Origin of the sequence: Parabacteroides sp. AT13 (assembly GCF_002272965.1) — a bacterium.
Taxonomy (GTDB): domain Bacteria; phylum Bacteroidota; class Bacteroidia; order Bacteroidales; family Tannerellaceae; genus Parabacteroides; species Parabacteroides distasonis.
On record NZ_NQMH01000001.1, the window covers coordinates 3335035 to 3360191 of the forward strand.

General features: G+C 45.0%; 20 protein-coding genes. 17 read left to right on the forward strand and 3 right to left on the reverse strand.

Going from position 1 to position 25157, the window contains the following annotated elements; genetic code table 11:
• Nucleotides 1–117: 117 nt before the first annotated feature.
• The 17 genes from CI959_RS14065 (at nucleotide 118) to metH (ending at nucleotide 20165) form a co-directional block, all read left to right on the forward strand.
• The gene (locus CI959_RS14065; protein ID WP_057317719.1) at nucleotides 118–2643 is read left to right on the forward strand and encodes a DNA translocase FtsK; all 2526 of its coding nucleotides are present in this window, start codon (nucleotides 118–120) and stop codon (nucleotides 2641–2643) included.
• A 2-nt stretch (nucleotides 2644–2645) separates the two neighbouring features.
• Nucleotides 2646–3320, forward strand: coding sequence for a LolA-like putative outer membrane lipoprotein chaperone (locus tag CI959_RS14070; RefSeq protein ID WP_057317720.1), 675 nt, complete (start codon nucleotides 2646–2648; stop codon nucleotides 3318–3320).
• A gap of 37 nt (nucleotides 3321–3357) precedes the next feature.
• Nucleotides 3358–4311, forward strand: a complete 954-nt coding sequence (trxB, locus tag CI959_RS14075; protein ID WP_036631132.1) for a thioredoxin-disulfide reductase — start codon at nucleotides 3358–3360, stop codon at nucleotides 4309–4311.
• A 72-nt stretch (nucleotides 4312–4383) separates the two neighbouring features.
• Nucleotides 4384–5160: a glycerophosphodiester phosphodiesterase family protein gene (locus tag CI959_RS14080; protein ID WP_008780879.1), complete on the forward strand. Its 777-nt coding sequence runs from the start codon at nucleotides 4384–4386 to the stop codon at nucleotides 5158–5160.
• A 12-nt stretch (nucleotides 5161–5172) separates the two neighbouring features.
• Nucleotides 5173–6660 (forward strand): glycoside hydrolase family 10 protein, encoded by a 1488-nt coding sequence (locus CI959_RS14085; RefSeq protein WP_005855440.1) that lies wholly within the window; start codon nucleotides 5173–5175, stop codon nucleotides 6658–6660.
• 45 nt (nucleotides 6661–6705) lie between these two features.
• On the forward strand, nucleotides 6706–7134 hold the full coding sequence (locus CI959_RS14090) for a hypothetical protein (RefSeq protein ID WP_009276262.1): 429 nt from the start codon (nucleotides 6706–6708) through the stop codon (nucleotides 7132–7134).
• Nucleotides 7135–7245: 111 nt separating this feature from the next.
• The gene (locus tag CI959_RS14095; RefSeq protein ID WP_005855444.1) at nucleotides 7246–9483 is read left to right on the forward strand and encodes a TonB-dependent siderophore receptor; all 2238 of its coding nucleotides are present in this window, start codon (nucleotides 7246–7248) and stop codon (nucleotides 9481–9483) included.
• A 162-nt stretch (nucleotides 9484–9645) separates the two neighbouring features.
• On the forward strand, nucleotides 9646–9996 hold the full coding sequence (locus tag CI959_RS14100) for a cation transporter (RefSeq protein WP_005855446.1): 351 nt from the start codon (nucleotides 9646–9648) through the stop codon (nucleotides 9994–9996).
• Nucleotides 9997–10164: 168 nt separating this feature from the next.
• Nucleotides 10165–10692 carry an RNA polymerase sigma factor gene (locus CI959_RS14105; protein WP_005865183.1) on the forward strand — a complete coding sequence of 176 codons (528 nt, stop codon included), beginning with the start codon at nucleotides 10165–10167 and terminating at the stop codon, nucleotides 10690–10692.
• A 6-nt stretch (nucleotides 10693–10698) separates the two neighbouring features.
• Entirely contained in the window at nucleotides 10699–11964 is a 1266-nt protein-coding gene (locus CI959_RS14110) for a porin family protein (RefSeq protein WP_057317722.1), read from the forward strand.
• A gap of 55 nt (nucleotides 11965–12019) precedes the next feature.
• Complete coding sequence (locus CI959_RS14115) at nucleotides 12020–12793, forward strand: hypothetical protein (protein ID WP_005855452.1); 774 nt, start codon at nucleotides 12020–12022, stop codon at nucleotides 12791–12793.
• 128 nt (nucleotides 12794–12921) lie between these two features.
• On the forward strand, nucleotides 12922–13683 hold the full coding sequence (locus tag CI959_RS14120) for a hypothetical protein (protein ID WP_005855454.1): 762 nt from the start codon (nucleotides 12922–12924) through the stop codon (nucleotides 13681–13683).
• 5 nt (nucleotides 13684–13688) lie between these two features.
• A complete protein-coding gene (locus CI959_RS14125; protein WP_011965996.1) occupies nucleotides 13689–14438 on the forward strand; it encodes a hypothetical protein in 750 nt (249 codons plus the stop codon).
• 33 nt (nucleotides 14439–14471) lie between these two features.
• Nucleotides 14472–15038 carry a YIP1 family protein gene (locus CI959_RS14130; protein ID WP_005865193.1) on the forward strand — a complete coding sequence of 189 codons (567 nt, stop codon included), beginning with the start codon at nucleotides 14472–14474 and terminating at the stop codon, nucleotides 15036–15038.
• 14 nt (nucleotides 15039–15052) lie between these two features.
• Complete coding sequence (gene smpB / locus CI959_RS14135; protein WP_005855460.1) at nucleotides 15053–15514, forward strand: SsrA-binding protein SmpB; 462 nt, start codon at nucleotides 15053–15055, stop codon at nucleotides 15512–15514.
• A 6-nt stretch (nucleotides 15515–15520) separates the two neighbouring features.
• The gene (locus CI959_RS14140) at nucleotides 15521–16480 is read left to right on the forward strand and encodes a nucleoside recognition domain-containing protein (protein WP_005855462.1); all 960 of its coding nucleotides are present in this window, start codon (nucleotides 15521–15523) and stop codon (nucleotides 16478–16480) included.
• Entirely contained in the window at nucleotides 16473–20165 is a 3693-nt protein-coding gene (gene metH / locus CI959_RS14145) for a methionine synthase (RefSeq protein ID WP_005855463.1), read from the forward strand. The genes CI959_RS14140 and metH overlap by 8 nt, the downstream gene beginning before the upstream one ends.
• Nucleotides 20166–20307: 142 nt before the next feature.
• Here metH and CI959_RS14150 read toward each other — a convergent pair whose 3' ends face one another.
• From CI959_RS14150 to CI959_RS14160, 3 genes are all read right to left on the reverse strand, one after another.
• A complete protein-coding gene (locus tag CI959_RS14150) occupies nucleotides 20308–21819 on the reverse strand; it encodes an IS1182 family transposase (protein WP_057317674.1) in 1512 nt (503 codons plus the stop codon).
• Nucleotides 21820–22046: 227 nt separating this feature from the next.
• Nucleotides 22047–23603, reverse strand: a complete 1557-nt coding sequence (locus CI959_RS14155; protein ID WP_005855465.1) for a M81 family metallopeptidase — start codon at nucleotides 23601–23603, stop codon at nucleotides 22047–22049.
• A 34-nt stretch (nucleotides 23604–23637) separates the two neighbouring features.
• Entirely contained in the window at nucleotides 23638–25149 is a 1512-nt protein-coding gene (locus tag CI959_RS14160; RefSeq protein WP_009276267.1) for a RagB/SusD family nutrient uptake outer membrane protein, read from the reverse strand.
• Nucleotides 25150–25157: the final 8 nt, after the last annotated feature.

The window sequence follows — 25157 nt, forward strand, 5'->3', positions numbered from 1 at the left end:
CGCGAAAACATGTACATGTTTTTCAGAAAACACGTACGTCTTTTTTTCAAAGGTTCGTCAGACTCGATTTTTCTATGTACATTTGCGTGTTATAAAAGAATTATTGAGAAACTATTTATGGCAAAGAAGACAACAACAACGAAGCAAAATCATACAGAGCCGAGCTGGTTCGCAGCCTTGAAGACTTTTTTTACAAATGAACGGACCCGTTTCATTACAGGTTTGATTATCTCTATACTAACCATTTACGTAGGGCTTGCCTTGATTTCGTTTTTCTTTACAGGAGCCGCCGATCAAAGTAAAATAGAGAATGTTCCTTTAGGGGATTTGTTGACCAATCGAGGATCGGTAGAGAATTGGACGGGCGTACGCGGGGCGTATTTGTCTGATCTATTGATGAACCGTTGGTTCGGTATCTCTTCTTTTATGATCCTCTTTTTCTTGGGATCGGTTGGGGCGAAACTCATGAATTTAAATAAAGTATCCTTGTTGAGACGTTTCTTGTTCAGTGCTTCGGCGTTGATCTGGGGATCTGTGTTTTTTGCTTTCATATTTATCAAGGGATATGAGGATACGTTTATTTATCTAGGCGGTCAACACGGATATTACATCTCGGAGATGTTTATTACCAATATCGGAATTCCCGGAACGATCTTGCTTTTATTAGGCTCATTCTTAATCATCGCAATTTTTACCAGTAAGAAGACAATCCCGTTCTTACAGCGCGTATTCTCTTTGGGCTGGGTAAGGAACCGTTTGAAACGTGAGAAGAAAGAGGATGAGGTAGAAGTGGAGCAGACGCAAAAAGAGGATGTTGTAACTCCTCGCTCTAAGCCTGTCGTAGAGCAACCGGATGAACAACCCGAAATGGATGATTACGAAGAGTTTGATACGGAGGCTGAATTGTTGGAGGCCGAAGGGAAAGAAAACCGTAAAACAGAACCGGAATATCAGGAGGAAGAGGTCGCTGGTGATGATTTAGTAGTTACGATCGCTAAAGGTGACGACGATCCTATATGCGAAAAGACAGATGAGATAAATACCCCGGAATCAGAGGATGGGGAGGATGCTGGATTCACGGTGGAGGTTGCCGCCGGTAATGATGAAACCTACGATGCTTCGGCCTTGGGTACGTATGATCCCCGTTTGGATCTTTCCCGTTATGTATTTCCTACCTTGGACTTACTGAAAGCGTATGATAGTGGGAGCATGGAGATCAATCGGGACGAATTGGCAGAAAACCAACGCTTGATCAAGCAAGCCTTGGAAGATTTCAATATCAAGATCGCCTCGATCAAGGCAACAGTCGGACCTACGGTTACGCTTTATGAGATTGTACCCGAGGCGGGTGTCCGTATTTCTAAGATCAAGAACTTGGAGGATGATATCGCCTTGAGTTTATCCGCTTTGCAGATCCGTATTATCGCTCCGATGCCCGGAAAGGGAACGATCGGTATCGAGGTGCCGAATAAGAATCCTCAGACGGTATCGATGCAATCTGTTATCGCTTCACGCCGATTCGTTGAGGGTAAGTATGAGTTGCCTGTGGCGATGGGTAAGACGATTACGAACGAGGTGTTCATGTTCGATCTTTGTAAGACACCGCATCTATTGGTAGCCGGTGCTACGGGGCAAGGTAAGTCTGTCGGTCTAAATGCGATCATCACTTCCTTATTATATAAGAAGCATCCATCGGAGTTGAAATTCGTGATGGTAGACCCGAAAATGGTTGAGTTTAGTATCTATTCCAAGATAGAACGTCATTATCTGGCGAAACTTCCGAATGCGGAGAAGCCGATCGTTACGGAGCCAGCTGACGCTGTCGCTACATTGAACTCGTTGGTGATCGAGATGGAAGACCGGTACCGTTTACTGGTGAACGCGAATGTTCGTAATATAAAGGAATACAACGCTAAGTTTATCGAACGGCGGTTGAACCCGCAGAAGGGACATCGCTTCTTACCCTATATCGTGGCAGTGGTGGATGAGTTTGCCGACTTGATCGCAGTGGCCGGACGTGAGATCGAGTTGCCTATCTCTCGTATTGCGGCGAAGGCCCGTGCGGTAGGTATCCATATGATCTTGGCTACGCAACGCCCGGATACAAAGGTGATTACCGGTACGATCAAGAGTAACTTTCCGAGCCGTATTGCCTTTAAGGTTGCTTCTATGATCGATTCACGTACGATTCTGGATGCTCCGGGCGCTAACCGTTTGATCGGACGGGGCGATATGTTGATTGTCGTGGCGGGACAAGAGCCGGTTCGTGTGCAATGCGCTTTTGTAGATACGCCCGAGGTGGAGGATATCGTGGATTATATCGGTGAGCAGGCTGGCTTTCAAACCGCTTATCTGCTTCCGGACTATGTACCGGAAGGGGGGGAGGCATCGACTTCGGGAGCTGTCGATTTATCAGATCGAGACCCCTTATTTGATGAGGCGGCTCGCTTGATCGTGATTCAGCAACAAGGTTCTACTTCTTTGATCCAGCGTAAATTCGCTATCGGTTATAATCGTGCCGGACGTTTGATGGATCAATTGGAGGCTGCCGGTATTGTTGGCCCGTTTGAGGGAAGTAAGGCCCGTCAAGTATTGGTGCAAGATGAGTATTCGTTGGAGCAAGTATTAAATGCTTTGAAATAAATATGAGAAGAGAACATAAAATAAGAGTGTGGCGGTGTAGTGCGTTTGTCGGATTATTCTTGTGTTTCCTGTTGGGACTAGGATTGGGGGCACATGCCCAGAACGCGAATGATATCTTGAGGAAGGCGGCCGCTGCTTATGAGAATTCAAATGGGATAAGTGCTTCTTTTACGATGTTTACCCGTTCTGCCGGTCAGAATGCGGGAGAGAGTTTTGAGGGAACCATCCAGATGAAAGGTGATAAGTTTACATTAGTTACGCCGGAGGCGCTTACTTGGTTTAATGGTACGACGCAATGGACGTATGTGGAACGGAACGATGAGGTGAACGTGACGAATCCTACGGGAGAGGAGTTGCAATTTACAAATCCCGCTCTTTTATTAAATAGTTATAAGAAGGGATTCACGGCGGCTTATAAAGGCGAGAGTACGGCACCGAACGGAAATGCCGCTTACGATGTGGAATTGACACCGAAGAAAAAAGGGGATATCGTGAAAGTGGAGTTGCAAATCGAGAAATATTCAAATTTCCCGGCTCGTATCACGGTTACTTCTAAAAACGGCGTTAGCAGTACGATCCAGATCAGCCAATTGAAAACAGGTATAAACCAACCAGATCGTTTTTTTGTTTTTAACGAAGGGGATTATCCGGACGTAGAGGTGATAGACCTTCGATAATAGAGAATTGAAAATTGATAATTAATACTTAGATACTATGAGCGATTCAGTGAATGAGAAAGTACGTTGCCTTATTATAGGCTCGGGTCCAGCAGGTTATACGGCAGCGATTTATGCTTCCCGTGCAAATTTATCTCCGGTGCTTTATGAAGGAATACAGCCGGGGGGACAATTAACGACAACTACGGAGGTGGAGAATTTCCCGGGATATCCGGACGGTATAACCGGTCCTGAGTTAATGGAAGATTTAAAAAAACAAGCCGTCCGTTTTGGTGCGGATATCCGTTTCGGTATCGCTACCGCCGCTGATTTGGGTGAGGCTCCTTATAAAATTACGATTGATGGCGAGAAAGTGATCGAGACGGAGACTTTGATTATCGCTACGGGTGCTTCCGCGAAGTATCTGGGTCTTCCGGATGAACATAAGTATGCGGGTATGGGTGTATCCGCTTGTGCTACTTGCGATGGTTTCTTCTATCGTAAAAAGACGGTAGCGGTAGTGGGTGGTGGAGATACGGCCTGTGAGGAAGCGATTTACTTGGCTGGTTTGGCGAAGCAGGTTTACTTGATCGTGCGTAAACCCTATTTGCGTGCTTCAAAAGTAATGCAAGAACGTGTCTTCAAAACTCCGAATATCACGGTACTTTTCGAGCATAATACCTTAGGTTTGTTTGGAGAGAATGGCGTGGAGGGTACTCATTTGGTAAAACGTATGGGAGAGCCGGATGAGGAGAAAGTGGATATCGCCATCGATGGTTTCTTCTTGGCGATTGGTCATAAACCCAATTCGGACATCTTCAAGCCATGGGTAGATACGGATGAGGTTGGTTATATCGTGACGGTTCCGGGAACTCCCCGCACGAAAGTTCCGGGTGTATTTGCCGCCGGAGATGTCGCTGATCCCCATTATCGTCAAGCTATTACCGCTGCGGGAAGTGGTTGTAAGGCAGCTATTGAGGCCGAACGTTATTTATCAGAGATCGGAAAATAATCCGTGGGAGGAGGGTGTGCCATATCATAAATTATGACACACTGTCCTCTTGCCTTGAAATACAAGTTTACCATGAATTTAAAATCTACTCTTCTTTTGCTACTTTGCCTGATGATGGCAGGAATGGTAGCGGCAAAGGATAATACGAAAGTGATAGCCCATCGGGGGTATTGGAAAACGGAGGGCTCTGCCCAGAACTCTATCCGCTCTTTGGAACGTGCTAGCGAAATTGGTGCCTATGGCTCGGAATTCGACGTGCATCTTACAGCAGACAATGTGTTGGTTGTCTACCACGATAATGATATCCAAGGAAAACATATCCAATCTTGTACATACGATGAATTGAAGGATCTACAATTGAGTAACGGCGAAAAGCTCCCTACTTTGGAACAATATTTGAAACGTGCGAAGAAATTGAAGAATATCCGGTTAATATTTGAATTGAAATCCCATGATACCCCGGAACGTAATCGAGATGCGGCAAGGTTATCTGTGCAAATGGTAAAGCGTATGAAATTAGCGAAACGTACGGATTACATATCTTTTAATATGGATGCTTGTAAAGAATTTATCCGTCTATGTCCGAAATCTGAGGTTTCTTATCTGAATGGAGAATTATCCCCGATGGAATTGAAAGAGCTTGGTTTTACAGGATTAGACTACCATTATAAAGTCTTGCAATCTCATCCGGATTGGGTGAAGGATTGTAAAGTCCTAGGCATGACTTCGAATGTCTGGACCGTAGATGACCCTAAATTAATGGAAGAGATGATCGATCTGGGAGTCGATTTTATTACGACTGATTTACCGGAAGAGACTCAAAAAATACTACATTCGCGGGCTCAATAAGGCATTATAAAGATGAGAAAGTTTTGTCTGTTGCTTATCCTGTCGCTGGCTTTACCCGTTTTTTGTCTGTTACAAGCGGTGGAGCCTCCCAAAAAGGAAATTCGTGCGGTTTGGTTGACTACGGTTTATGGTCTGGATTGGCCTCATAAACCGGCTACTACCGAGGCGGGACGAAAAGCCCAGCAACAGGCATTGCTTGATATCTTGGACCGGCTTCAAGAAGCGAATTTTAATATGGTCTTCATTCAGGCTCGCTTGAGGGGAGACGTGATGTATCGTTCGGCTATCGAACCAGTCAGTAAGACATTCTCCGGTAAGTATGGAGAATTACCGGGATATGATCCGCTCGCTTTTGTCGTTGATGAATGCCATAAACGGGGAATGGAATGTCATGCGTGGTTCGTGACTTTCCCGTTAGGAACGGAAAAAAGCGTGAAGGAGCAAGGAAAGCTTTCCGTGGTTAAAAAGAAACCAAAACTCTGCAAACGGCATAATGGAGAGTGGTATTTGGACCCCGGCGTACCGGAGACCGCTGATTATATCTTATCCTTAGTCAAGGAGATCGTGAATGGCTACGATATAGATGGCATCCATTTTGATTATATCCGCTATCCGGAAGAGGCGAAAAAATTCCCGGATAAAGCGCTGTATAATAAATCCGGTAAGAAAAAGTCTCTGGCAGACTGGCGTAGGGAGAATATCAACCGGATGGTTTATCGTATTTACGATTGGGTAAAGCAAACGAAACCTTGGGTACAGGTTAGCAGTTCGCCACTCGGGAAATATAATCGTATTGAACGGGTACCTAACGCGGGTTGGACCGCTTACGAAAGTGTCTTCCAAGACCCTAAGATGTGGATGCAACAAGGTAAACAAGATATGATTGTTCCGATGATGTATTACCTGCATAAGAATTTCTTTCCTTTCGTGGATAATTGGGTGGATAATTGTAACGGGCGTTTGGTCGTACCCGGCTTGGGAGCTTATCGAATGGACAAGAGCGAGGCGGACTGGGCCGTGAATGATATAACTGACCAGATTGATTATAGTCGTTATTACGGAGGAGCCGGCTGTGCGTTCTTTCGTTGTGGAAATGTCCTGTATAATGATAAAGGACTCTATAAAGAGTTGAGAGACAATTACTATAAATATCCGGCCCAATTGCCTCCGTTGACTTGGCTGAATGATTCGGTACCTGCCGCTCCGGAGGGCATCAAAGTGGAACGTTTGGATGATGAGTTGCATTTAACTTGGCAGAAACCTGTGTCGGAAAAGCAGGATTTAACTTATACCGTTTATTATTCATTGACGGATTCGATCGACACAGCTTCGGCAAAATCCATATTAGCTACGAATATTTATGGCAACGAGCTTTTTCTTCCTATCGATGTAGAGTCTGAACGTGGGTATACATTTTCTGTAACGGCTTCCACCCGTTACCGGATAGAGAGTGAACCTTCTCCGGATACCTATTATTACCTGTCTAAATTTATCAAGTAAAGGGAGTATTTTGATTTCGAGTTTTTTTGCTTATTTTTGCGGCATATGAGACGATTTGCCACATCCTTGTTTCTTGTAATTCTTGCTTCCTTAATCTTTTATGGGGGAGCGGGGGTTAATTTCGTATCTTATTGTTGTGGCGTTTGCGAGAAAGAGGGAGTGGAGGCTTTATTGGAAGCTAAGTGCTGTGAGATTCATGGACATGATCATAGTCGTGATAAGCTTGCGAATAATACGGTGGAGTGTTGTGGCATGAACGGCTGTGGCATTGAACGGGTTGATTTTGATTGGAATTCTGTAAATATACAAGTACCGGATCTGCAACCAGTCGTACATGATTTGCTCTTCTCCTCTATTTTCGAGAGTTTACAAATCGCTTCCTTATTTGCTGATTCTTATGAGATTAGGGTGACAGGTCCTCCCGTAGCCTGTCCTCGTGTGTACCTTTCTTTATTGACTACGCTTTTGATTTGATTGTATTCGTGAGGGTGGAAGCTGCTCGCTGAATACCCTTTGGTTTTAAGGTAGGGAATGCTCTATCCCTGCGGAAACTGTATTTAACGATTCAATCAAATAACAACTATCATGTTAAGACAATTATATCTGATATTTTTACTGTTCTGTTTGACTTTTACTTTGACTTGGGCCGAGGATTCCGGCAAGAAAGTGAAAGGACGTGTATGTGATGAAAACAAACAACCTATTATCGGGGCAAATGTATATTGGGAAGGAACCCAAAATGGAACCACGTCCGATGTGGATGGAAATTTCGAGTTAGAACGAAAAGGTGACTCCAAGAATCTGGTGGTTAGCTATATCGGTTATATGACTGAGGTCACCCCTGTGGATGAGAAGGACGATGCTATGCAGATTATCTTAAAAGGTGAGATCGCCTTGGATGAGGTCGTGGTTAGTGAGCGCAAGATGGGAACCATCGCTTCCCGTACGAGCGTATTGCAAACTCAGAAAATTACGTACGATGAGATTTGCCGTGCGGCCTGCTGTAATCTGGCGGAGAGCTTTGAGACAAATCCGTCTGTCGATGTATCGTACTCGGATGCGGCTACAGGTGCCCGGCAAATTAAGCTGTTGGGATTGGCGGGAACCTACGTACAAATGTTGACCGAGAATTACCCGAATTTCCGGGGGGCCGCTTCCTTATATGGCTTGGATTATGTTCCGGGAGCTTGGATGGAGAGCATTCAGGTGTCTAAAGGAACCTCTTCGGTTAAGAATGGGTATGAGGCGTTGGCCGGACAAATCAACGTGGAATTCAAGAAGCCCCCTACGGCGGATATTTTCTCTGCTAATGTGTTCGCTAGTGATGCCGGACGTTATGAAGGGAATGCGGATGCTTCTTGGCATATCAACGACAAGCTCTCTACCGGTTTATTGGTACACTACTCGAATGATAAAATGCAACATGACGGTAATGACGATGGTTTTCTCGATACGCCGCTAAGGGAACAGGTGAACGTAATGAATCGTTGGTATCATAAATTGGATAAATACGTGGCTCAATACGGAGTTCGCTATCTGCATGAGAGCCGTACCGGTGGGCAGGATACGAAACACCATGATTTCACCGACCCGTATCGGATTCATTTAAATACGAACCGGGCCGAATTATTTACGAAGCAGGCCTATATTATCGATAAGGAAAAGGTAGAGAGCGTGGCATTGATACTTTCCGGTTCTTATCATGAGCAAAAATCAAGATATGACCGTACGCCCTATAATGTATATCAGAATAATGTATATGCCAGTTTGCTGTATGAAAAGGAGTTTACGCCGATGCATAGCTTGAGTACCGGATTAAGTATGAACTATGATGGTTTCGACGAGAATCTGGTTCAATATGCGGGAGGAGAGTCGGTCCGTCATGCCTATGACCGTACGGAAGTCGTGCCGGGAGCTTATGCCCAATATACGTTCAATCTGAATGATAAACTGATCTTATTGGCGGGTGTACGTGCGGATTATAGTACGTTGTATGATTTCTTTGTAACCCCTCGTGTACATATTAAATATAATCCTTTTGACTGGTTCCATATCCGGGCTTCGGCAGGTAAAGGATTTCGGACAGCGAATGTGCTGGCAGAGAACAACTTTTTGTTATCCAGTAGTCGAAAAATGTATATCGCCGACAATCTGGATCAAGAAGAAGCGTGGAATACCGGTCTGAATCTGTCATTTTATATACCTTTGTTCGGGAAGGAACTGAGCTTGAGCGGGGAATGGTATTATACCGATTTCTTGAAGCAAATCGTGGTGGATATGGATAGTGATCCTCATGCGGTTCGTTTCTACAATCTGGATGGGCGTTCCTATTCGAATAGCTTCCAAGTGGAGGCTTCCTATCCTTTTTTCCGGGGATTTACGTTAACGGCCGCTTATCGTTATACAGATGCGAAGACCGATTACCGGAATGAGGAGGGGGTGGCGCATCGATTGAAAAAGCCGTTGGTTAGTGATTATAAAGGTTTATTGACCGCTTCTTATCAAACCCCGTTGAAAAAATGGCAGTTTGATTTGACCAGCCAGTTTAATGGAGGTGGCCGTATGCCGACACCGGATGCATCTAATCCGTTATGGGAGCCGAATTTTAAGGCTTATACGGTAGTGAATGCGCAGATTACGAAATATTTCCGTCAATGGTCTATTTACGTGGGAGCGGAGAACCTGTTTAATTACAAACAACCGAATCCGATTATCGATGCCAGCAATCCCAGAGGGGATAACTTCGATGGATCTATGGTGTGGGGACCGGTGCATGGACGGAAAATTTATGCGGGTATCCGCTTTAATATAAGCAGGGATTGACACGTATATACGTATAAGCCCGCACGTATATACGTGTAGGCCTATGCGTATACTGGTGTGGCCCTACGCCTATATACGTGTAGCCCGATGCCTATAGTGGTGCTTTTCTTTTGGTAGATATGAATGGATAATTAGAATTGTTAATATTAAAAATGATTGATTATGAAACGATTAATTATGTTGCTGTTTTGTGCTGTATGTACGGTATCGATGACATTCGCCCAAGACGCGAAAAAGAAGAAGGACTCTGTGACATTCTTTATCGAAGCGATGGATTGTGATCACTGTATCAAGAAGATCGAGAAAAATATCGCTTTCGAGAAAGGAGTGACCGACTTGAAATGTGATCTGAGCACCCGTACGGCCATTGTGACTTACAAGACGGATAAGACTTCGAAGACCCGCTTGGCCGCGGCCTTCAAAAAGATCGGTATGGAAGCGGTTCCGGTAGATAATGGCGCCGGTTGTCCGGTACCTCCGGCGAAAAAAAGTGAGCATACTCACGCTCATTAACATGGAAATTCATAAGAACATCTTATCTTTGCAGATGTTCCGTGAGGGCGGGCCGGAGTGTCCGCCCTGTTTATGAAATAATTTTTCTACGGAATGCAGCGTTTGTTTAATTATTTACATCCTAATATTGTACAGTCTCCAGAAGGGAGACGTTCAAGGCACGACTGAATGAATGAGCTACAACTGATAGAGGGTTGTCGGAAGGGGGAGAGACGAGCTCAAAAAGAGCTTTATGATGCATATTCCCGAAAAATGATGGGAGTTTGCCTTCGTTATGTGAACGACAGGGAAACGGCTCGTGATTTGTTGCAGGATGGCTTCGTGAAAATCTTTACCAGTATGGATTCCTATACAGGGAGTGGTTCATTTGAGGGGTGGATGCGGAAGATCTTTGTTAATTGTGCGTTGGAATATCTGCGAAAGTCGGATGTGTTGCGTGAAGCGACCGATCTTGACAATACGGCGGAACTGATTCAACCCGATAGTTCGGCTATCTCGGACATGTCGGCGGCTGAGTTGATGAATCTAGTGAAGGAGTTGCCGGTTGGCTTCCGTACCGTATTCAATATGTTCGCGATAGAGGGATATTCTCATAAGGAGATCAGTGAGATGTTGAACATAACAGAGAGTACTTCCCGTTCACAATATACCCGTGCCAAGCAGTTATTACAACGTAGAATTAACGCATTGTATTGAGATAAGATGAGTAAAAAGGAAAGAGATATATGGGATGATGCGATCCGGTCGAAGCTAGAGGATTTCGAGATGGATACGCTACCCGGCGACTGGGAGGCTATAGCCGATCGATTGCCCGGAAAGGCTCCGGTTCCTTTGCGTCGTACGCTTCGCTACTGGGTTGCCGCCGCCGTGATCTCCTTATTGGTCGTATCGGGTGGTATCTATTTATATGACAGGGAGATGGAAGATCTACCTATAGCCCAAGAAATACAGTCTTCACAAGAGTCGACATCCGTGGATACCCCGGTTGTTCCGATAGAGAAAACGATGGAGCAAGCGCCCGTATTAGCGACTATTTCTGCTGCGGTCGTGAAGGCAAAAGCGGCATCTGGAGCGGTTAAAGTGGGAGCTAAGGCTAGGATGGCAGCGTTCCGGCAAAATGTAGAGAATGCAGAGGATCGGCCTATTTCTGAGTCGGAGGTAATGTCTGCTGATAGATCGGCGAATGAGAAAAATACCGTTGAACCGGAGGTTGAAAGGAATAATGATGAGATAGTTGTTCTCAAGAATGATGTACTTGTCGCGGATGCTACTCCTGTTACTAAAAAGAAGCCAGAGAAGACCGCGTCTCGGAAATGGGGGTTCGGTATGGGAGGTGGAGGTCTTTCCATGGGCGCTGATAATCTGGTCCCTCAGTATGTGACGAATAGCAGTGTGCTTAAGAGTGAGAATCTGATGAGCTTAAATTCGTTCGATGCGGAGAAGAAAGATCCTGCTAAGACGGATATTCATCATAAGACGCCTATTGGGGTGGGTATCTCAATTAGTCGTTATTTGAATAATCGTTTTTCTTTGCAGACTGGATTAACTTATTCTTACTTAAGATCGGAGTGGAGTACGAATAATACGTACCATATAGAGAATGATCAGCGATTGCATTTTATAGGAATTCCATTATCATTGACTTATAAGATCGCGGAATGGAATCGTTTTATGTTTTACGCCTCAGCCGGAGGTATGGCGGAAATGAATGTCGCTGGCAAACGTAGAATGAAATTATTCTCGGATGAGGTAGAGATCGCAAAGCAAAGTGAACATATTCGAATGAAAGAATGGCTATGGTCTGTAAATGCCCGTGCCGGCGTAAGTTATCCGATTATCCGTTTCGTAAGCGCTTTCGCAGAGGTGGGAGCCAGCTATTATTTTGATAATGGTAGCGAGATCGAAACCATCCATTCGGAGAAGCCGTTTAACATGAGCCTTCAGTTCGGATTTCGTTTTGGTTTTTAATACTCGATAGATTAACAGTGTAAATACAAATACTTAAAAATAGAAAAATTGAATTATGAAAGCATTTAAATTAATTGGAGCAGCGGTGGCTGCGTCATTATTGTTGTTGACCTCTTGTCTTGGAGAATCGAATAATACGGTGACTCGTGCCGGCTTTGGTGTCGCAGGTCTTTCTGAAAAGACATATAAAACGGTACTGAATACAAATATGGGAGCATTATACTCTCCGTCTTTATCGGCACAAGTAGTTGACGGAGCTTGTTACTTGATCAACTATGAATTAGACCTAAATTCTCCGGAGAATGCGAATGCGGCGACAAATGGTTATTTAACAGCGACAATCTCTGTGGCAGATGAGATAACAAAAGGACAGCCAGTCTTTTATAATGTGCCAGATTCGGCCAGCTTACTTCAGAATGAGATACCTGTAAAAAACCTATTTAGCAATGGCGACTATGGGGTGTATGTAGACGGTTATTTATTCTTCTTTATAACAATGGATATGTTTAAGGATCAGAAAAATTCTTATACTTTATATTGGGATCGTTCAAAGGAGCCTACTATGGTGGATAATGTCCCGACATATGACTTGTTCTTGCGTGTCGCTAAAGTAGCGGACGGAACAGGTTCTGCGGCATCATCTATAGGAGAAGTCCGTGCGTTTAATGTTAAGTCTGTATTGGAGTCTGTGAATAGCGCTGAGGCTAATAAAGATTCAAAGTCTTTTAATCTTAAGGTCAATTATCTAAATACGATTAATGAAAAAGATAGTACGGATTTGAAATGGGCTTCTTATACCGTTCTATTCCAAGTCGTGAAAAACTCATAAAGAAATTAGTATAGAAGTTGAGGGCGTACCGATAAGAAGATTATCGATACGCCCTATTTTTTTGCCGTTTTTTTTATGTATATGGGTAAAGATCGTATCTTTGCGTACTTTAAGAGGAGTATTGTGAAATGAGATACAAGAATTTAATAGGTTTTGTCTGGGTGGCGGTTTTCATGAGTCTGTTTACTTCTTGCCTAAAAGACATAAATAACGTCTATAATCCGGGAACGACCGCCGCTGTGGTTCGTCAACATGGAGATAGCGCGTTGATGATGGCTAATACCCGGTTCGGTTGGATCTATTCGACGAAGCTGAGCTCATACTCAGAGGGTAAATGCTTGTTAGTGAGCTTTGATTATGATCCTAGCTTACCGGAAAATACGAATGCGGAACAAAAAGGGTATTATACGGTGACGATACAAGGGGAAACCGCTGTTAACCAGCAAAACGCTGAGAGCCCTCTTACGGATACGCATAAATTATTGACTAATGAGCAACCGGTACTTGCGGTCAACCCCAATGATTCTGTTTTATACATCAAATTAGAAGACTATTTATTTCTGCCCTCTGCTTGTTGGACGACAAAAGATCGGACTTTAAATTGGCAATTGACTTACGATCCGGCTCAGGAAGCTGTTGTGGAAAATCGGAAATCAATTTATTCCTTATATTTACGGGCTGCCGCTACGACCGGAAAGCCGGAGGATAAGGCAGAGGAGGCTATCGCGGTTATCAATGCCTTTAATCTGGCGAATTTTATCAAGGATATGCGAGAACAAGGTGGACGCGACGCGGATATGTATGTTCGGATTCATTATATCGATCAAATTAATCCGAAAGATAGTACCCAGTTTACATGGGGAGTAACGGATCCTTTACTTATAAACTAAAGAAGATGAGAAAGCGAATTTTATACGGCTTATTTTTATCCTTGTTTTTCTTAATGACCTCTTGTATGGGGGATGGAAGTAACTCCATCAATTATCATCGGGTAGGAGTGATACGTGAGAATCCTATGCGATGTATCTATACGGCGGATGATCAAGGGAATATATTTATCGTCTCTTCCTCTGAGTTTGAGAATCGGACGGATTTGAAAGATGGCGATTGCTGTGTGGTTGATTTCAAGACGAATTTTAGCGAGGAATTGGGCAATGGTGTTTACAACGCTGAGATTTATAAGTATGATTCGGTCGCTGTATGGCCTTTGCATGAGACATTGACTGATACTACGGTTGTATTGGACAAGGAGCGTCTGGTTACGCTGGACTTTAAGAAAAGTATTTATTTGGAAGGACGTTTCTTCTTGCAAACCCAACATGTAAATCATCAGGTAGACCAAAAGGATATTTTCAATTTATCCTATAACCCTGATCAGGAGGTGGAAGAAGACAGCACCGGACAACGGGTCTATAACCTATACCTTCGGGTAACCCAAGAGGGGGGTACCGGCGATTCCACTAAATGGATCAATACGACCGCTTTTACAATCGATAAGTTTTTGGACCAAGCCAAAGCGATAGAGAGTAGTGAGGGGCAAAATGTGATAAATTTTAAAATAAATTATGCCGAACGCTATAATGCGGATACAACCGCATGTGTTTGGGGGGCTACCGACGTATTTACGTTGCGTTTTACGAATTAAATATATACTTTTGCTATTTAAAAGTAAACAGAGATGTATAAGGAGATATTTAGGTGGGTAATCGCTATCATCTCACAGCCAGCGAAGGCGTGGGTCTTGTTAGCGAAAAAAGGAGAGAAGCAGGAGGAGTTCTTATCCCGATTCGTGTATCCTTTGATCGGCTTCGTTACTGTTGCGGCTTTTCTGGGCGTATTGTTTACGCGGAAGGAGTTTGATTTAGAGCTGGCCTTGAAGTCGTCTATCCGGACATTGGTGTCCTCGTTCGGTGGTTTTTACCTCGGGGCTTATCTGATGAACGAGATATGGCAAGGTATATTTAAACGGGAGAAGGATTTGAAACTGTGGTTGCGCTTCGTCGGGTATTCCTCGTCGTTGATGTTCGCTTTGAATATCGTATTGATGTTGCTTCCCGAGTTTTTCTTCTTGCGGATATTTATCCTTTATACATTCTATATTGTTTGGGAAGGCGCTGGTCCGTATATGGGAGTCGAGGAGAAGATCCGTCTGAAGTTCGTAGGATTTACAACCGCCATTATATTACTGACTCCGGCAGTTATCGAGATTTTGTTATCGATGCTGATGCCCGGTTTGAGTTTTTGACAGAATAACACAAGATGAAAGAGAAGATTAGTAATAACATACAGATAAAGAATAAGCGGGCGACGTTCGACTACGAGTTGCTCGACACTTTTACGGCCGGGATCGTACTGACCGGAACGGAGATTAAATCGATCCGTTTAGGGAAGGCGAGTTTGGTAGATACGTTTTGTATCGTGGAAAAAGGGGAACTGTGGGTGAAGAATATGTACATCGCCGAATATTTTTACGGTACGTACAATAATCACAACGCACGGCGGGACCGGAAATTACTTCTTACCAAAAAGGAATTACGAAAGATCGAGGGTGCGGTTCGTGCTAGTGGTTTTACGATCGTTCCCACTCGTTTGTTTATCAATGAGAAAGGATTGGCGAAAGTAGTCGTCGCGATCGCACGAGGTAAAAAGGAATATGATAAGCGAGACTCCATCCGGGAACGTGACGACCGACGGGAGATGGATCGGGCTTTCAAACGATAAGTCGAGATGGAAACAGGGCAAGGCGTGATCGGTAGGGTTTGGGGATGTATCCTGAAAGCTCTGCCTAAAGCAGGCAAGACGTGTTTATGGCTGCTAAAGATTATTTTGCCTATTTCTTTATTGGTCCGTATATTGCAATATTCCGGAATATTAGGTCAGATCTCGGATTGGTTAGTGCCCGTGTTCTCGTTGGTGGGTCTGCCGGGGGAGACAGCCATTGTTTTTATAACCAGTATATTCTCCCCATTATATGCTCCGATCGCTTTGATCACCTCGATGTCTTTAGGAGTCCGTGAAGCTACGATATTGGCATTGATGTGCCTTACTTCCCATAATCTAATGGTAGAATCCTCCGTACAGGCAAAGACCGGGTCTTCTTTCTGGGAGATGACGCTGCTCCGTTTGATCATGAGTTTCGTGATCGCCTTTTCTTTGAATTGGGTAATGCCCCATGAAGGATGGGGACAGGTCGGGATCGCTCAAAGTGCGGCTGTATGCGATAATTGGTTGGAAGTATTCGTACTTTGGTTTACCAGCTCGATGAAGGTGGTGATTTCTATTTTGATAATTGTTACGGCTTTAATGATCCTTCATTATATATTGGAAGAGTTTAATCTAATGAAAGGATTGTCCTCGGTCTTTTCTCCGCTGATGCGATTATTTGGCTTGCCTCAAGATGCCGCTTTTTTGTGGTTGGTAGGTAATGTGGTCGGACTGGCTTATGGCGGGGCTATTATGGTAGAGCAAATGGAGCAGAGGAAGTTGTCTTACGGTGACGGCAACTTGCTGAACCATCATTTGGCCGTGTGCCATTCCCTGTTGGAAGATACGATCATCTTTGCCGCGATAGGGGTACCCGTTCTTTGGGTGGTGCCTACCCGTCTGTTTTTCGCCATCGCTGTGGTATGGATCCTCCGGGGATATAGTTATATGTACGCAAGAAAGGTAAAACATATTTATGAATAAGGAACGATTTCTGCGACTCTTGAATGAGCGCATTTTGATCTTGGATGGTGGTATGGGTACCATGATCCAAAGTTTCAAACTAAACGAACAAGATTACCGAGGCGAACGTTTCGCCGATTTTCCGGGACAGTTGAAGGGGAACAATGATTTATTGTGTATCACCCGCCCGGATGTAATCCAGTCTATTCATCGTCAGTATTTGGATGCGGGAGCGGATATCTTCGCTACGAATACGTTTAACGCGAACGCTATTTCCATGGCAGATTATGCGATGGAGGCCTATGTACGTGAGATAAATCTGGCCGCCGGACGATTGTCGAGGGAAGTGGCGGATACCTATATGGCAGAGCATCCGGATCGTACGATCTTCGTGGCCGGATCGATCGGTCCTACTAATAAGACAGCTTCTATGAGTCCAGATGTAAGTGATCCCGCTTATCGTGCCGTAACTTATAAAGATTTGTATAATGCCTACAAGGAGCAAGTCGAGGGACTTGTTGACGGCGGGGTGGATATCATCCTTTTCGAGACTACATTCGATACGTTGAACGTAAAAGCGGGATTGGAAGCGGCTGAGGTCGTGTTGAAAGAGAAAGAAAAAGACCTGCCGATTATGTTGTCTTTGACTTTGTCCGCACAAGGTGGACGAACATTTTCCGGACAGACTTTATTGGCCTTCTTAGCTTCCATACAGCATACACATATTGTTTCGGTTGGCTTAAACTGCTCTTTCGGAGCGGCGGATATGAAGCCCTATTTACAAGAGTTGGCGAAGTATGCCCCCTATTATATCAGCGCTTATCCGAACGCCGGATTGCCGAATAGTTTTGGTACCTATGACGAGACGCCGGATAAAATGGCCCAACATGTGAAGCCTTTTGTGGAAGAGGGATTGGTGAACATTATCGGAGGCTGTTGCGGAACGACTCCAGCGCATATCTCCCGGTATCCGGAGTTGGTGAAAGGAGCTAAACCGCATATCCCGGCTCCGAAACCGGATTGCCTGTGGCTGTCGGGCTTGGAACTGCTGGAGGTGAAACCGGAGAATAATTTCGTGAACGTGGGAGAGCGTTGTAATGTGGCCGGTTCTCGGAAATTCTTACGCTTGATAAAAGAAGGCAGTTATGAGGAAGCGTTGACGATCGCTCGTAAGCAAGTGGAGGATGGCGCCCAAGTGATCGATATCAATATGGACGATGGTATGTTGGATGCCGTGAAAGAAATGAAGACATTCTTAAACTTGATCGCCTCCGAACCGGATATTGCCCGTGTACCCGTCATGATCGATTCTTCTAAATGGGAAGTGATCGAGGAAGGCTTGATGTGCGTGCAAGGAAAGAGCATCGTGAATTCCATCTCCTTGAAAGAAGGAGAGGAGGTCTTCCTTAAACATGCCGCCCGTATTAAGCAACTGGGTGCGGCTGCGGTCGTGATGGCTTTCGACGAGAAGGGGCAGGCGGATACCTATGAAAGAAAGATTGAGATTTGTGAACGGGCCTATCGCCTATTGATCGAGAAGATCGATTTCAATCCCCAAGATATTATTTTTGACCCGAACGTATTGGCGATCGCTACCGGTATGGAGGAACATAATGGCTATGGTCTGGCGTTTATCCGTGCCGTTGAATGGATCAAGAAGAACTTGCCGGGTGCGAAGGTGAGTGGTGGTGTAAGTAATTTATCTTTCTCTTTCCGGGGGAACAATCATGTACGCGAGGCTATGCATTCCGTATTTCTATATCATGCGATCGGGAAGGGGATGGATATGGGTATCGTGAATCCGTCTACCTCCGTACTTTATGAGGATATAGAGCCGGAGTTCCGTACCTTGTTGGAAGACGTGATCTTGGCACGCCGTCCGGAAGCTGCCGAGGAATTAATTACTTATGCTCAAAATTTACATGTTCAAGCTTCCGGAGAAACTCCGGAGAAGCATGAGGCTTGGCGTGAGCTTTCATTGAAGGAGCGTTTGGAACATGCCTTAATCAAAGGGATCGGAGACTATTTGGAGGACGATTTACAAGAAGCCTTGCGGATTTATCCGCATGCCGTGGATATAATTGACGGTCCGTTAATGAGCGGAATGAATAAGGTCGGCGAGTTATTCGGTGCCGGAAAGATGTTTCTCCCTCAAGTCGTGAAGACCGCACGTACGATGAAAAAGGCCGTGGCTATTTTACAACCGGCCATTGAGTCTGAAAAGAAAGCTTCCGGCTCCGCGAAGGCCGGTAAAGTGATTTTCGCTACGGTAAAAGGGGATGTACATGATATAGGTAAGAATATCGTCTCTATCGTATTGTCTTGTAATAACTACGAGGTGATTGATTTAGGGGTAATGGTTCCCGCAGATGTGATCATAAAGAAAGCGATCGAGGAGAAACCGGATCTGGTTTGCTTATCCGGCTTGATAACCCCTTCTTTAGAAGAGATGGCGCATGTCGCGGACGAGATGCAGAAAGCGGGACTTACGATTCCTATGATGGTGGGTGGCGCTACGACCTCCAAATTGCATACGGCGGTGAAGATCGCTCCGCATTATGATTATCCGGTGATTCATGTGCTGGATGCCTCACAGAATCCGTTGATCGCCGCCAAACTATTGAATCCAGATACCCGTGACGCTTATATCAGGGAGTTGGAACAAGAACAAGAAGCCTTGCGTGCCTCTTTAGGGCAGAAGAAAGAGACCTTGGCTTCTCTTTCAGAGGCTCGTAAGCATCCGATAGAAATAGATTGGACCGGGTATACACCGGTTGTTCCGGCCCGGATGGGGGTACATGTTATCCCTTATATCCCCTTGGAAGAAGTGATTCCTTATATCCACTGGACCTTCTTTTTTAGCGCATGGAAATTGAATGGCCGTTTCTCGGAAATCTCCCAGATACATGGTTGCGATTCTTGTCGTGCCTCTTGGTTGGCCGGATTCCCGGAAAAAGATCGTGCGAAGGCTACCGAGGCGATGCAATTATACAAGGATGCTGTTAGGTTATTGGATCGGCTGGTCAATATGAAGGTTGAATATTGTAAAGCGATTTACGGATTTTTCTCAGCGAATAGTGAAGGGGATACGATCCGAATGGGTGATATAGCGCTGCCTTTATTACGTCAGCAAGTAAAAAAAGAGGAAAATATTTATAAATGTCTTTCCGATTATGTAATACCGGTTTCCGAGGAGCGAACTGATTATGTAGGGGCGTTTGTCGTTACCGCTGGAGCTGGCGCTGATTGTTTGAAGGATAAATTTGAGGAAGAAGGCGATACCTATAATTCAATGTTGCTGCAAACCTTGACCGATCGCCTAGCGGAAGCTACAGCCGAATATCTTCATGAGAAAGTACGTAAAGAATATTGGGGATATGCTAAAGACGAATCCTTGTCTATCCCGGATCTTTACAAGGTGAAATACCAAGGAATCCGTCCGGCTATCGGTTACCCTTCTCTACCGGATCAATTATTGAATTTCACATTGGATGGATTGCTCGATATGTCGCGAATTGGTGTTTCGTTAACCGAGAATGGTGCCATGTATCCTACGGCTTCGGTTAGTGGGATTTATATTGCCCATCCCTCTTCTCAATATTTCATGATCGGTTCTATCGATGAGGAGCAGATGAGAGATTATGCGAGCCGCCGGAATTTAACGGAGGAGCAAGTCCGAAAGTTATTGAGTAGGAATATAGGATAATTTAGTAGAGGCTGTCTCAAAATAAACTTGAGATGGCCTCTGTTGTTTTATTCCAAGTTGAAGTCTTTTGGATTTTTCTCTAAAGATGAATTTATAAGCTTACTTTTGAAGATTTCACTGTTTTTTTGTTACCATAACCTTCCTAAGAGGCTACTTTTGCAAGATTATGTGCTATTGCCAGCAGGCCGAACTCAATTTCAACCTTCTTAAGTCCACGAAGATTGAACCTCTTGAAGTGCTTGTTGTTCTTGAGGTTTCCAAATACTGCTTCCACATCCTGTGGTCGCTGACTGCGATATTTCAGACCTTCATCAGAAAGCAGCTTTTCACGTTCTTTTTCCTTGATTTTTCTCAGACGGTGATTTACCTGTACAATCCTTTCCGAACTGCTTTTATGACACCGGCATCTTAACGGGCAACCCTTGCAGTTGCGTGCCCTGTATCTTGATATGGTCTGCACAAAACCGTTGTCTGTTACCCGCCTTACATCAGATAGTCTTTCCATTCTCTGCCCCATAGGACAGTACATGCCGTCATTTTCCTCATTATAATAAAAGTTGGCAGAGAGAAACGGGTCGTTTCTGAAATTCCTTTTCTGTTCCTTATGAAAATAATTGTACTTTATGAAGGTTTCAATGTCATGCCCGAAAGCATACAGATAGTTCTCTTCACTTCCGTATCCTGCATCACAGACAGACACGTTAGGGTATCTGCCGTAAAGGGAATGGAAATCATCCATATGCAGAGGATAGGTGGAGGTATCGCCTGCACACTGATGGATGGTATAGTTCAGGATGAACTGTTTATTGGTACTTATCTGAGGATTATATCCGGGTTTAAGCTGTCCGTTCTTCATATGGTCCTCCTTCATGCGCATGAAAGTGGCATCATTGTCTGTCTTTGAGTAACTGTTGCGTCCGTCAAGTATCTTTCCCTGTGATTCATATTTCCTGAGTTGTTCAGGCCATGACTTCCTTACACGCCTTACCTTCGCTTTCACTTTCTTGTCAGCATCAACTCCATTCAGGGCATCGTCTATCTGCTCCAGTGCCTTTTCCACTTTCTCCGGGGTGATATCCTGATATGTAACCGGAGCTGAATCACGCAGTTCCTGTTTGGTAACGGATTCGGCATACTGCCATATCTCCTCAAGCTGTTCAGCTATTCCGGATATACGGGTATGTATGGACCTGCCCCAGACAAATGTATAACGGTTGGCGTTAGCCTCCATTTTCGTTCCGTCGGTAAATGCCACATCAAGACTTACAAAACCTTCTGACACGAGGAACTTTACAATAGTAGCGAAAACTGTCTTCAGTACATCCTTCAGACGGCTGCTGCGGAAACGGTTGATGGTATTATGGTCAGGAGTCACGTTGCCGGTAAGCCACATGAAGCGGATATCGTTACGACAGAACTCTTCGATGCGACGGCTGGAATAGATGTTACGCAAATAAGCATAGACAAGAATCTGAAGCATCATGCGTGGATGGTACGCAGAACAGCCTTTAGAGGAATACTTAAGGTAAAGTTCTTTAAGGTTTATCTGTTCAATGATACGGTGAACAACCCGGACCGGATCGTTCTGGGGTATAAAATCGCCTAAACATGGAGGTAAAAGCAGATTATCGTTGGATGTGTAACTTTTAAACATTATCTTTGGGATATCTTGATTTGATTCCCTAAGATACAAAAAATTAGGGAGACGGGCAAGTTCTGGCTGAGCGAAGTTAGAGCTTGCCTGATTTTTTTTGCAGACACAAAAAAGGCCATCTCAAACTTCTATTTGAGACAGCCTCTGCAATGCCTGTGCAGTAATACTGCAACACCTATTGCAGTAACACTGCATAGGCATTGCAGTAAAAAATCGATCAATACGATCTATCTGCCATAGTAATGCTTGGCGGAAGGAACCATGATAACGTTCAATTCCGGATCAGCCATGTCTGGATCGATCGGGAACATCGGTCTCACGATATTCTTATAGGGAAGCTTCTTGAAGTCCTGATCCACACCTCCTCTTGTAAAAGCCATTACCCAATCCGCTTGTATATTGTACCATTGGGTTACAAGGTAACCTTGTTTAACCATTACGATATCCATTTCCTTCGGGTCAATTCCTGAACCCTCTAGGTTTGGAGTGGGAGACGATGTGCCTACTACCACATAAACGCTTCCGGTCTTTACGATAGCGATATCTCTTTTCCGTCTCCATGATTCCGCGTTCTTGTCTTCTTCCGGGCTGACATAAACCACGGTACCCGACAATTTCACGGGACCTTCGTAGGAATTATCGACCATGGCACCTACCATGCCTTCTACGTGTCCGCCTACGCCGACCTTACGTGCCTGCTTAACCACTTCTTCTCCCGGGATGGAGCAATAAAGAACGCTCTTTCCCTTATCAGTCTGGAATTCCGGACGCTTCAAGAGTCTCGCCAAAGTCCAAGTGACCTCGCCTGAGCCGCCTCCGCCGGGATTATCTCCCATATCACTGATAAAGAAAGGCTTCTTTTTGCTTGCTATTGCCAAATCGATACATTTCTCGAGCGAATATCCCGGAGCTTCCAGCGAGAACTGCTTACGGACATCCCAGAATTTCTGGGCGAGTTTCTTCGCCCCGGCTTTTACCTGTTCCTCATCGTCACCGTAAACCATCACGGTTCCTTGGTTCCGTGGGTTGTCTCCCCAAACATAACCGATCCAGATCCCTGCGTCTATCACTCCGGGCATGGCTTCAACCTCGGGAACCAATGCGTACAGCGATTTTGCAGGCTCGACACGGGTACTCGACCATTCGCCGGAAACTAGGACAGGAACAGCAACCCATGCCTTGTATGCCGGACGCCCTTTCCCTGATTCAAGACGTTCCAACAAATTGACGACCCCTCGCCGATGCGATTCGCGAGAATCCGCATGCGGTGCTTGACGATAAGTCGTAATCAAATCGGAGTTGAGAGCTACCAACCAAGACGTATTTCCGTGAAGGTCCATCGTGGTGGTAGTCAAGACATCGTTTCCGATCAAGCTACGCACCTTCTCCATGAATTCGCCCTCGGGATCGGCTACGCCTTCCACGCTACAAGCTCCGTGGTTATAAAACCAGAAGGCGTCATATGGCATATTGGCCTTGATCATCTCCAATGTTTTTTCCACAAACGCGTCGTACGATTCTTTTGTCACGGGGCCTCTTCCACCGCCATAGCCAATCTGCGTGGGAAGCCAAGTGGCCGCCTGTCCCATTGCGGAGTCTGGGCTGAGATAGTCTGGCATTCTTACGGGGTGTCCTACGAGCGGCTGCCTATTCGGGACGAACACGCTGTTTTCTATCTGTATACCGGCAATACCGATACGAGGTTTTTTCTTCTGTCCAAAGGCCTCTCCAACGAACGATACGGCCAAGAGACAGATTCCGAGCAATACTAAATTCCTTTTCATGCTATTATGATTTTTGCGAATTGTTATTTCCTTATTAATTAGTTATTAAACCGTCACTAATATCAATCTCGGTTTGAGGTATAGGCAATACTTCCGCACCGGCGCTGAAAGGAGTCTTAGCTCCAAATTCCGCCTTCTTGGTTCCGTTAAAGACTTTCTCTCCCCATCCTACACGTACCACGTCAAAGAACCGGAAGCCTTCCATTCCAAACTCCAGATGACGCTCGTTCATGATGTCTTCAAACAATTGGCTTCCTGTATGGTTTTTAGGAGCCAAGTTGACATGGCTTCTTACCTCATTCAGATACTTTTGCGCATTAGCGATATCGCCGCTGAAATAACAAGCCTCGGCATAGTTCAAATATACCTCCGCGAGGCGGATAAGCCTGAGGTTCGTGGGTTGGTTATTTCCCCGGTTCTCCTCTCTTTGTCCGGGCGCAAGATATAATTTGCGATTGTACCAGCCCGTTCGGTCGTCCGTAACGGGTGCCACATCGCCTTTGGCTGCGGTCTCGATCTCTATGGCCTCTTCCGTGGAAAGGAGAGTGGTCTTCTTTCGTATGACATCCCCCTCGGCATCATAAGCGTCCGCCAAGGCCTGTGTAGGTTGCGCGCAACCGAAGCCGATCGTCATGTTTCGGGGCATAGACATCAATACGTGGCGGTTACCGTTATTTACGTTATACGAGCTTTGAGTGGAAGAGTTATACATATTCACTTCTAGGATCGATGAGGAACAATGCTCGCCGTCCAGTGAGAATTGCCAAGTGTAATCTTCCGGAGCTACTAGGCTATACTCTCCCCCGCACTCATTCTGGAATTTCTCGAAAGCCTTTTTTACCTCATCGTATTTTTTCTCATACAGATAAATACGTGTTTGCATAGCGATGGCCGCGCCTTTGGTAATCCTTCCCGCATAGCTTGACTCGTAGTTAGCCACCTCACTTTTCTTAGGTAATACGCTAACCGCATCGTTTAGGTCTTGCTCGATAACCGAGTATATCTCTTCGACAGACGCACGTCCGAGTCTCTCATGATCGAGATCCAAGACTCCCGTATAGCAAGGAACACCACCAAAGGTTTTCACAAGCTCGAAATAAGTATAGGCGCGAATAAACTTGGCCTCACCGATCATCTGTTCCTTGTCATACTTCGAGAATAGGGCATCGTCTGCCATTTCCATATCCCGTATAAACAAATTGGCCTTATTGATACATTGGTAAGAATACCGATATTTGTTCAAGATCTCGGTATGATCCGCTTGATACTGATAATTCTCCAGTAACGTGAAGGTTTGTGCGTCGTTCGAAGAACCGCTGTAGGTCGCATCATTCGACAACACGTCGCCGAAACATTGCATCGACCATGTGTAACGGAAGTCCTTCATGACAGAATAGACAGCGGTCAGACGCAAGAAAGCTTGTCTTTCCTCTGATATCTCTCCAGCCTCCGGACTTCCTAACGGAGCTAAATCCAAATCTGCGCAACTGCTGAATCCTGTTAAAATCGCTAGTACGATTCCTATGATATATTTGTTTTTAAACATGACATTAT

Bases quoted from the DNA above. Each gene is read 5' to 3' on its own strand.
- CI959_RS14065 (WP_057317719.1), top strand. From the start codon at position 118: ATGGCAAAGAAGACAACAACAACGAAGCAAAATCATACAGAGCCGAGC.
- CI959_RS14070 (WP_057317720.1), top strand. From the start codon at position 2,646: ATGAGAAGAGAACATAAAATAAGAGTGTGGCGGTGTAGTGCGTTTGTC.
- trxB (WP_036631132.1), top strand. From the start codon at position 3,358: ATGAGCGATTCAGTGAATGAGAAAGTACGTTGCCTTATTATAGGCTCG.
- CI959_RS14080 (WP_008780879.1), top strand. From the start codon at position 4,384: ATGAATTTAAAATCTACTCTTCTTTTGCTACTTTGCCTGATGATGGCA.
- CI959_RS14085 (WP_005855440.1), top strand. From the start codon at position 5,173: ATGAGAAAGTTTTGTCTGTTGCTTATCCTGTCGCTGGCTTTACCCGTT.
- CI959_RS14090 (WP_009276262.1), top strand. From the start codon at position 6,706: ATGAGACGATTTGCCACATCCTTGTTTCTTGTAATTCTTGCTTCCTTA.
- CI959_RS14095 (WP_005855444.1), top strand. From the start codon at position 7,246: ATGTTAAGACAATTATATCTGATATTTTTACTGTTCTGTTTGACTTTT.
- CI959_RS14100 (WP_005855446.1), top strand. From the start codon at position 9,646: ATGAAACGATTAATTATGTTGCTGTTTTGTGCTGTATGTACGGTATCG.
- CI959_RS14105 (WP_005865183.1), top strand. From the start codon at position 10,165: ATGAATGAGCTACAACTGATAGAGGGTTGTCGGAAGGGGGAGAGACGA.
- CI959_RS14110 (WP_057317722.1), top strand. From the start codon at position 10,699: ATGAGTAAAAAGGAAAGAGATATATGGGATGATGCGATCCGGTCGAAG.
- CI959_RS14115 (WP_005855452.1), top strand. From the start codon at position 12,020: ATGAAAGCATTTAAATTAATTGGAGCAGCGGTGGCTGCGTCATTATTG.
- CI959_RS14120 (WP_005855454.1), top strand. From the start codon at position 12,922: ATGAGATACAAGAATTTAATAGGTTTTGTCTGGGTGGCGGTTTTCATG.
- CI959_RS14125 (WP_011965996.1), top strand. From the start codon at position 13,689: ATGAGAAAGCGAATTTTATACGGCTTATTTTTATCCTTGTTTTTCTTA.
- CI959_RS14130 (WP_005865193.1), top strand. From the start codon at position 14,472: ATGTATAAGGAGATATTTAGGTGGGTAATCGCTATCATCTCACAGCCA.
- smpB (WP_005855460.1), top strand. From the start codon at position 15,053: ATGAAAGAGAAGATTAGTAATAACATACAGATAAAGAATAAGCGGGCG.
- CI959_RS14140 (WP_005855462.1), top strand. From the start codon at position 15,521: ATGGAAACAGGGCAAGGCGTGATCGGTAGGGTTTGGGGATGTATCCTG.
- metH (WP_005855463.1), top strand. From the start codon at position 16,473: ATGAATAAGGAACGATTTCTGCGACTCTTGAATGAGCGCATTTTGATC.
- CI959_RS14150 (WP_057317674.1), bottom strand. From the start codon at position 21,819: ATGTTTAAAAGTTACACATCCAACGATAATCTGCTTTTACCTCCATGT.
- CI959_RS14155 (WP_005855465.1), bottom strand. From the start codon at position 23,603: ATGAAAAGGAATTTAGTATTGCTCGGAATCTGTCTCTTGGCCGTATCG.
- CI959_RS14160 (WP_009276267.1), bottom strand. From the start codon at position 25,149: ATGTTTAAAAACAAATATATCATAGGAATCGTACTAGCGATTTTAACA.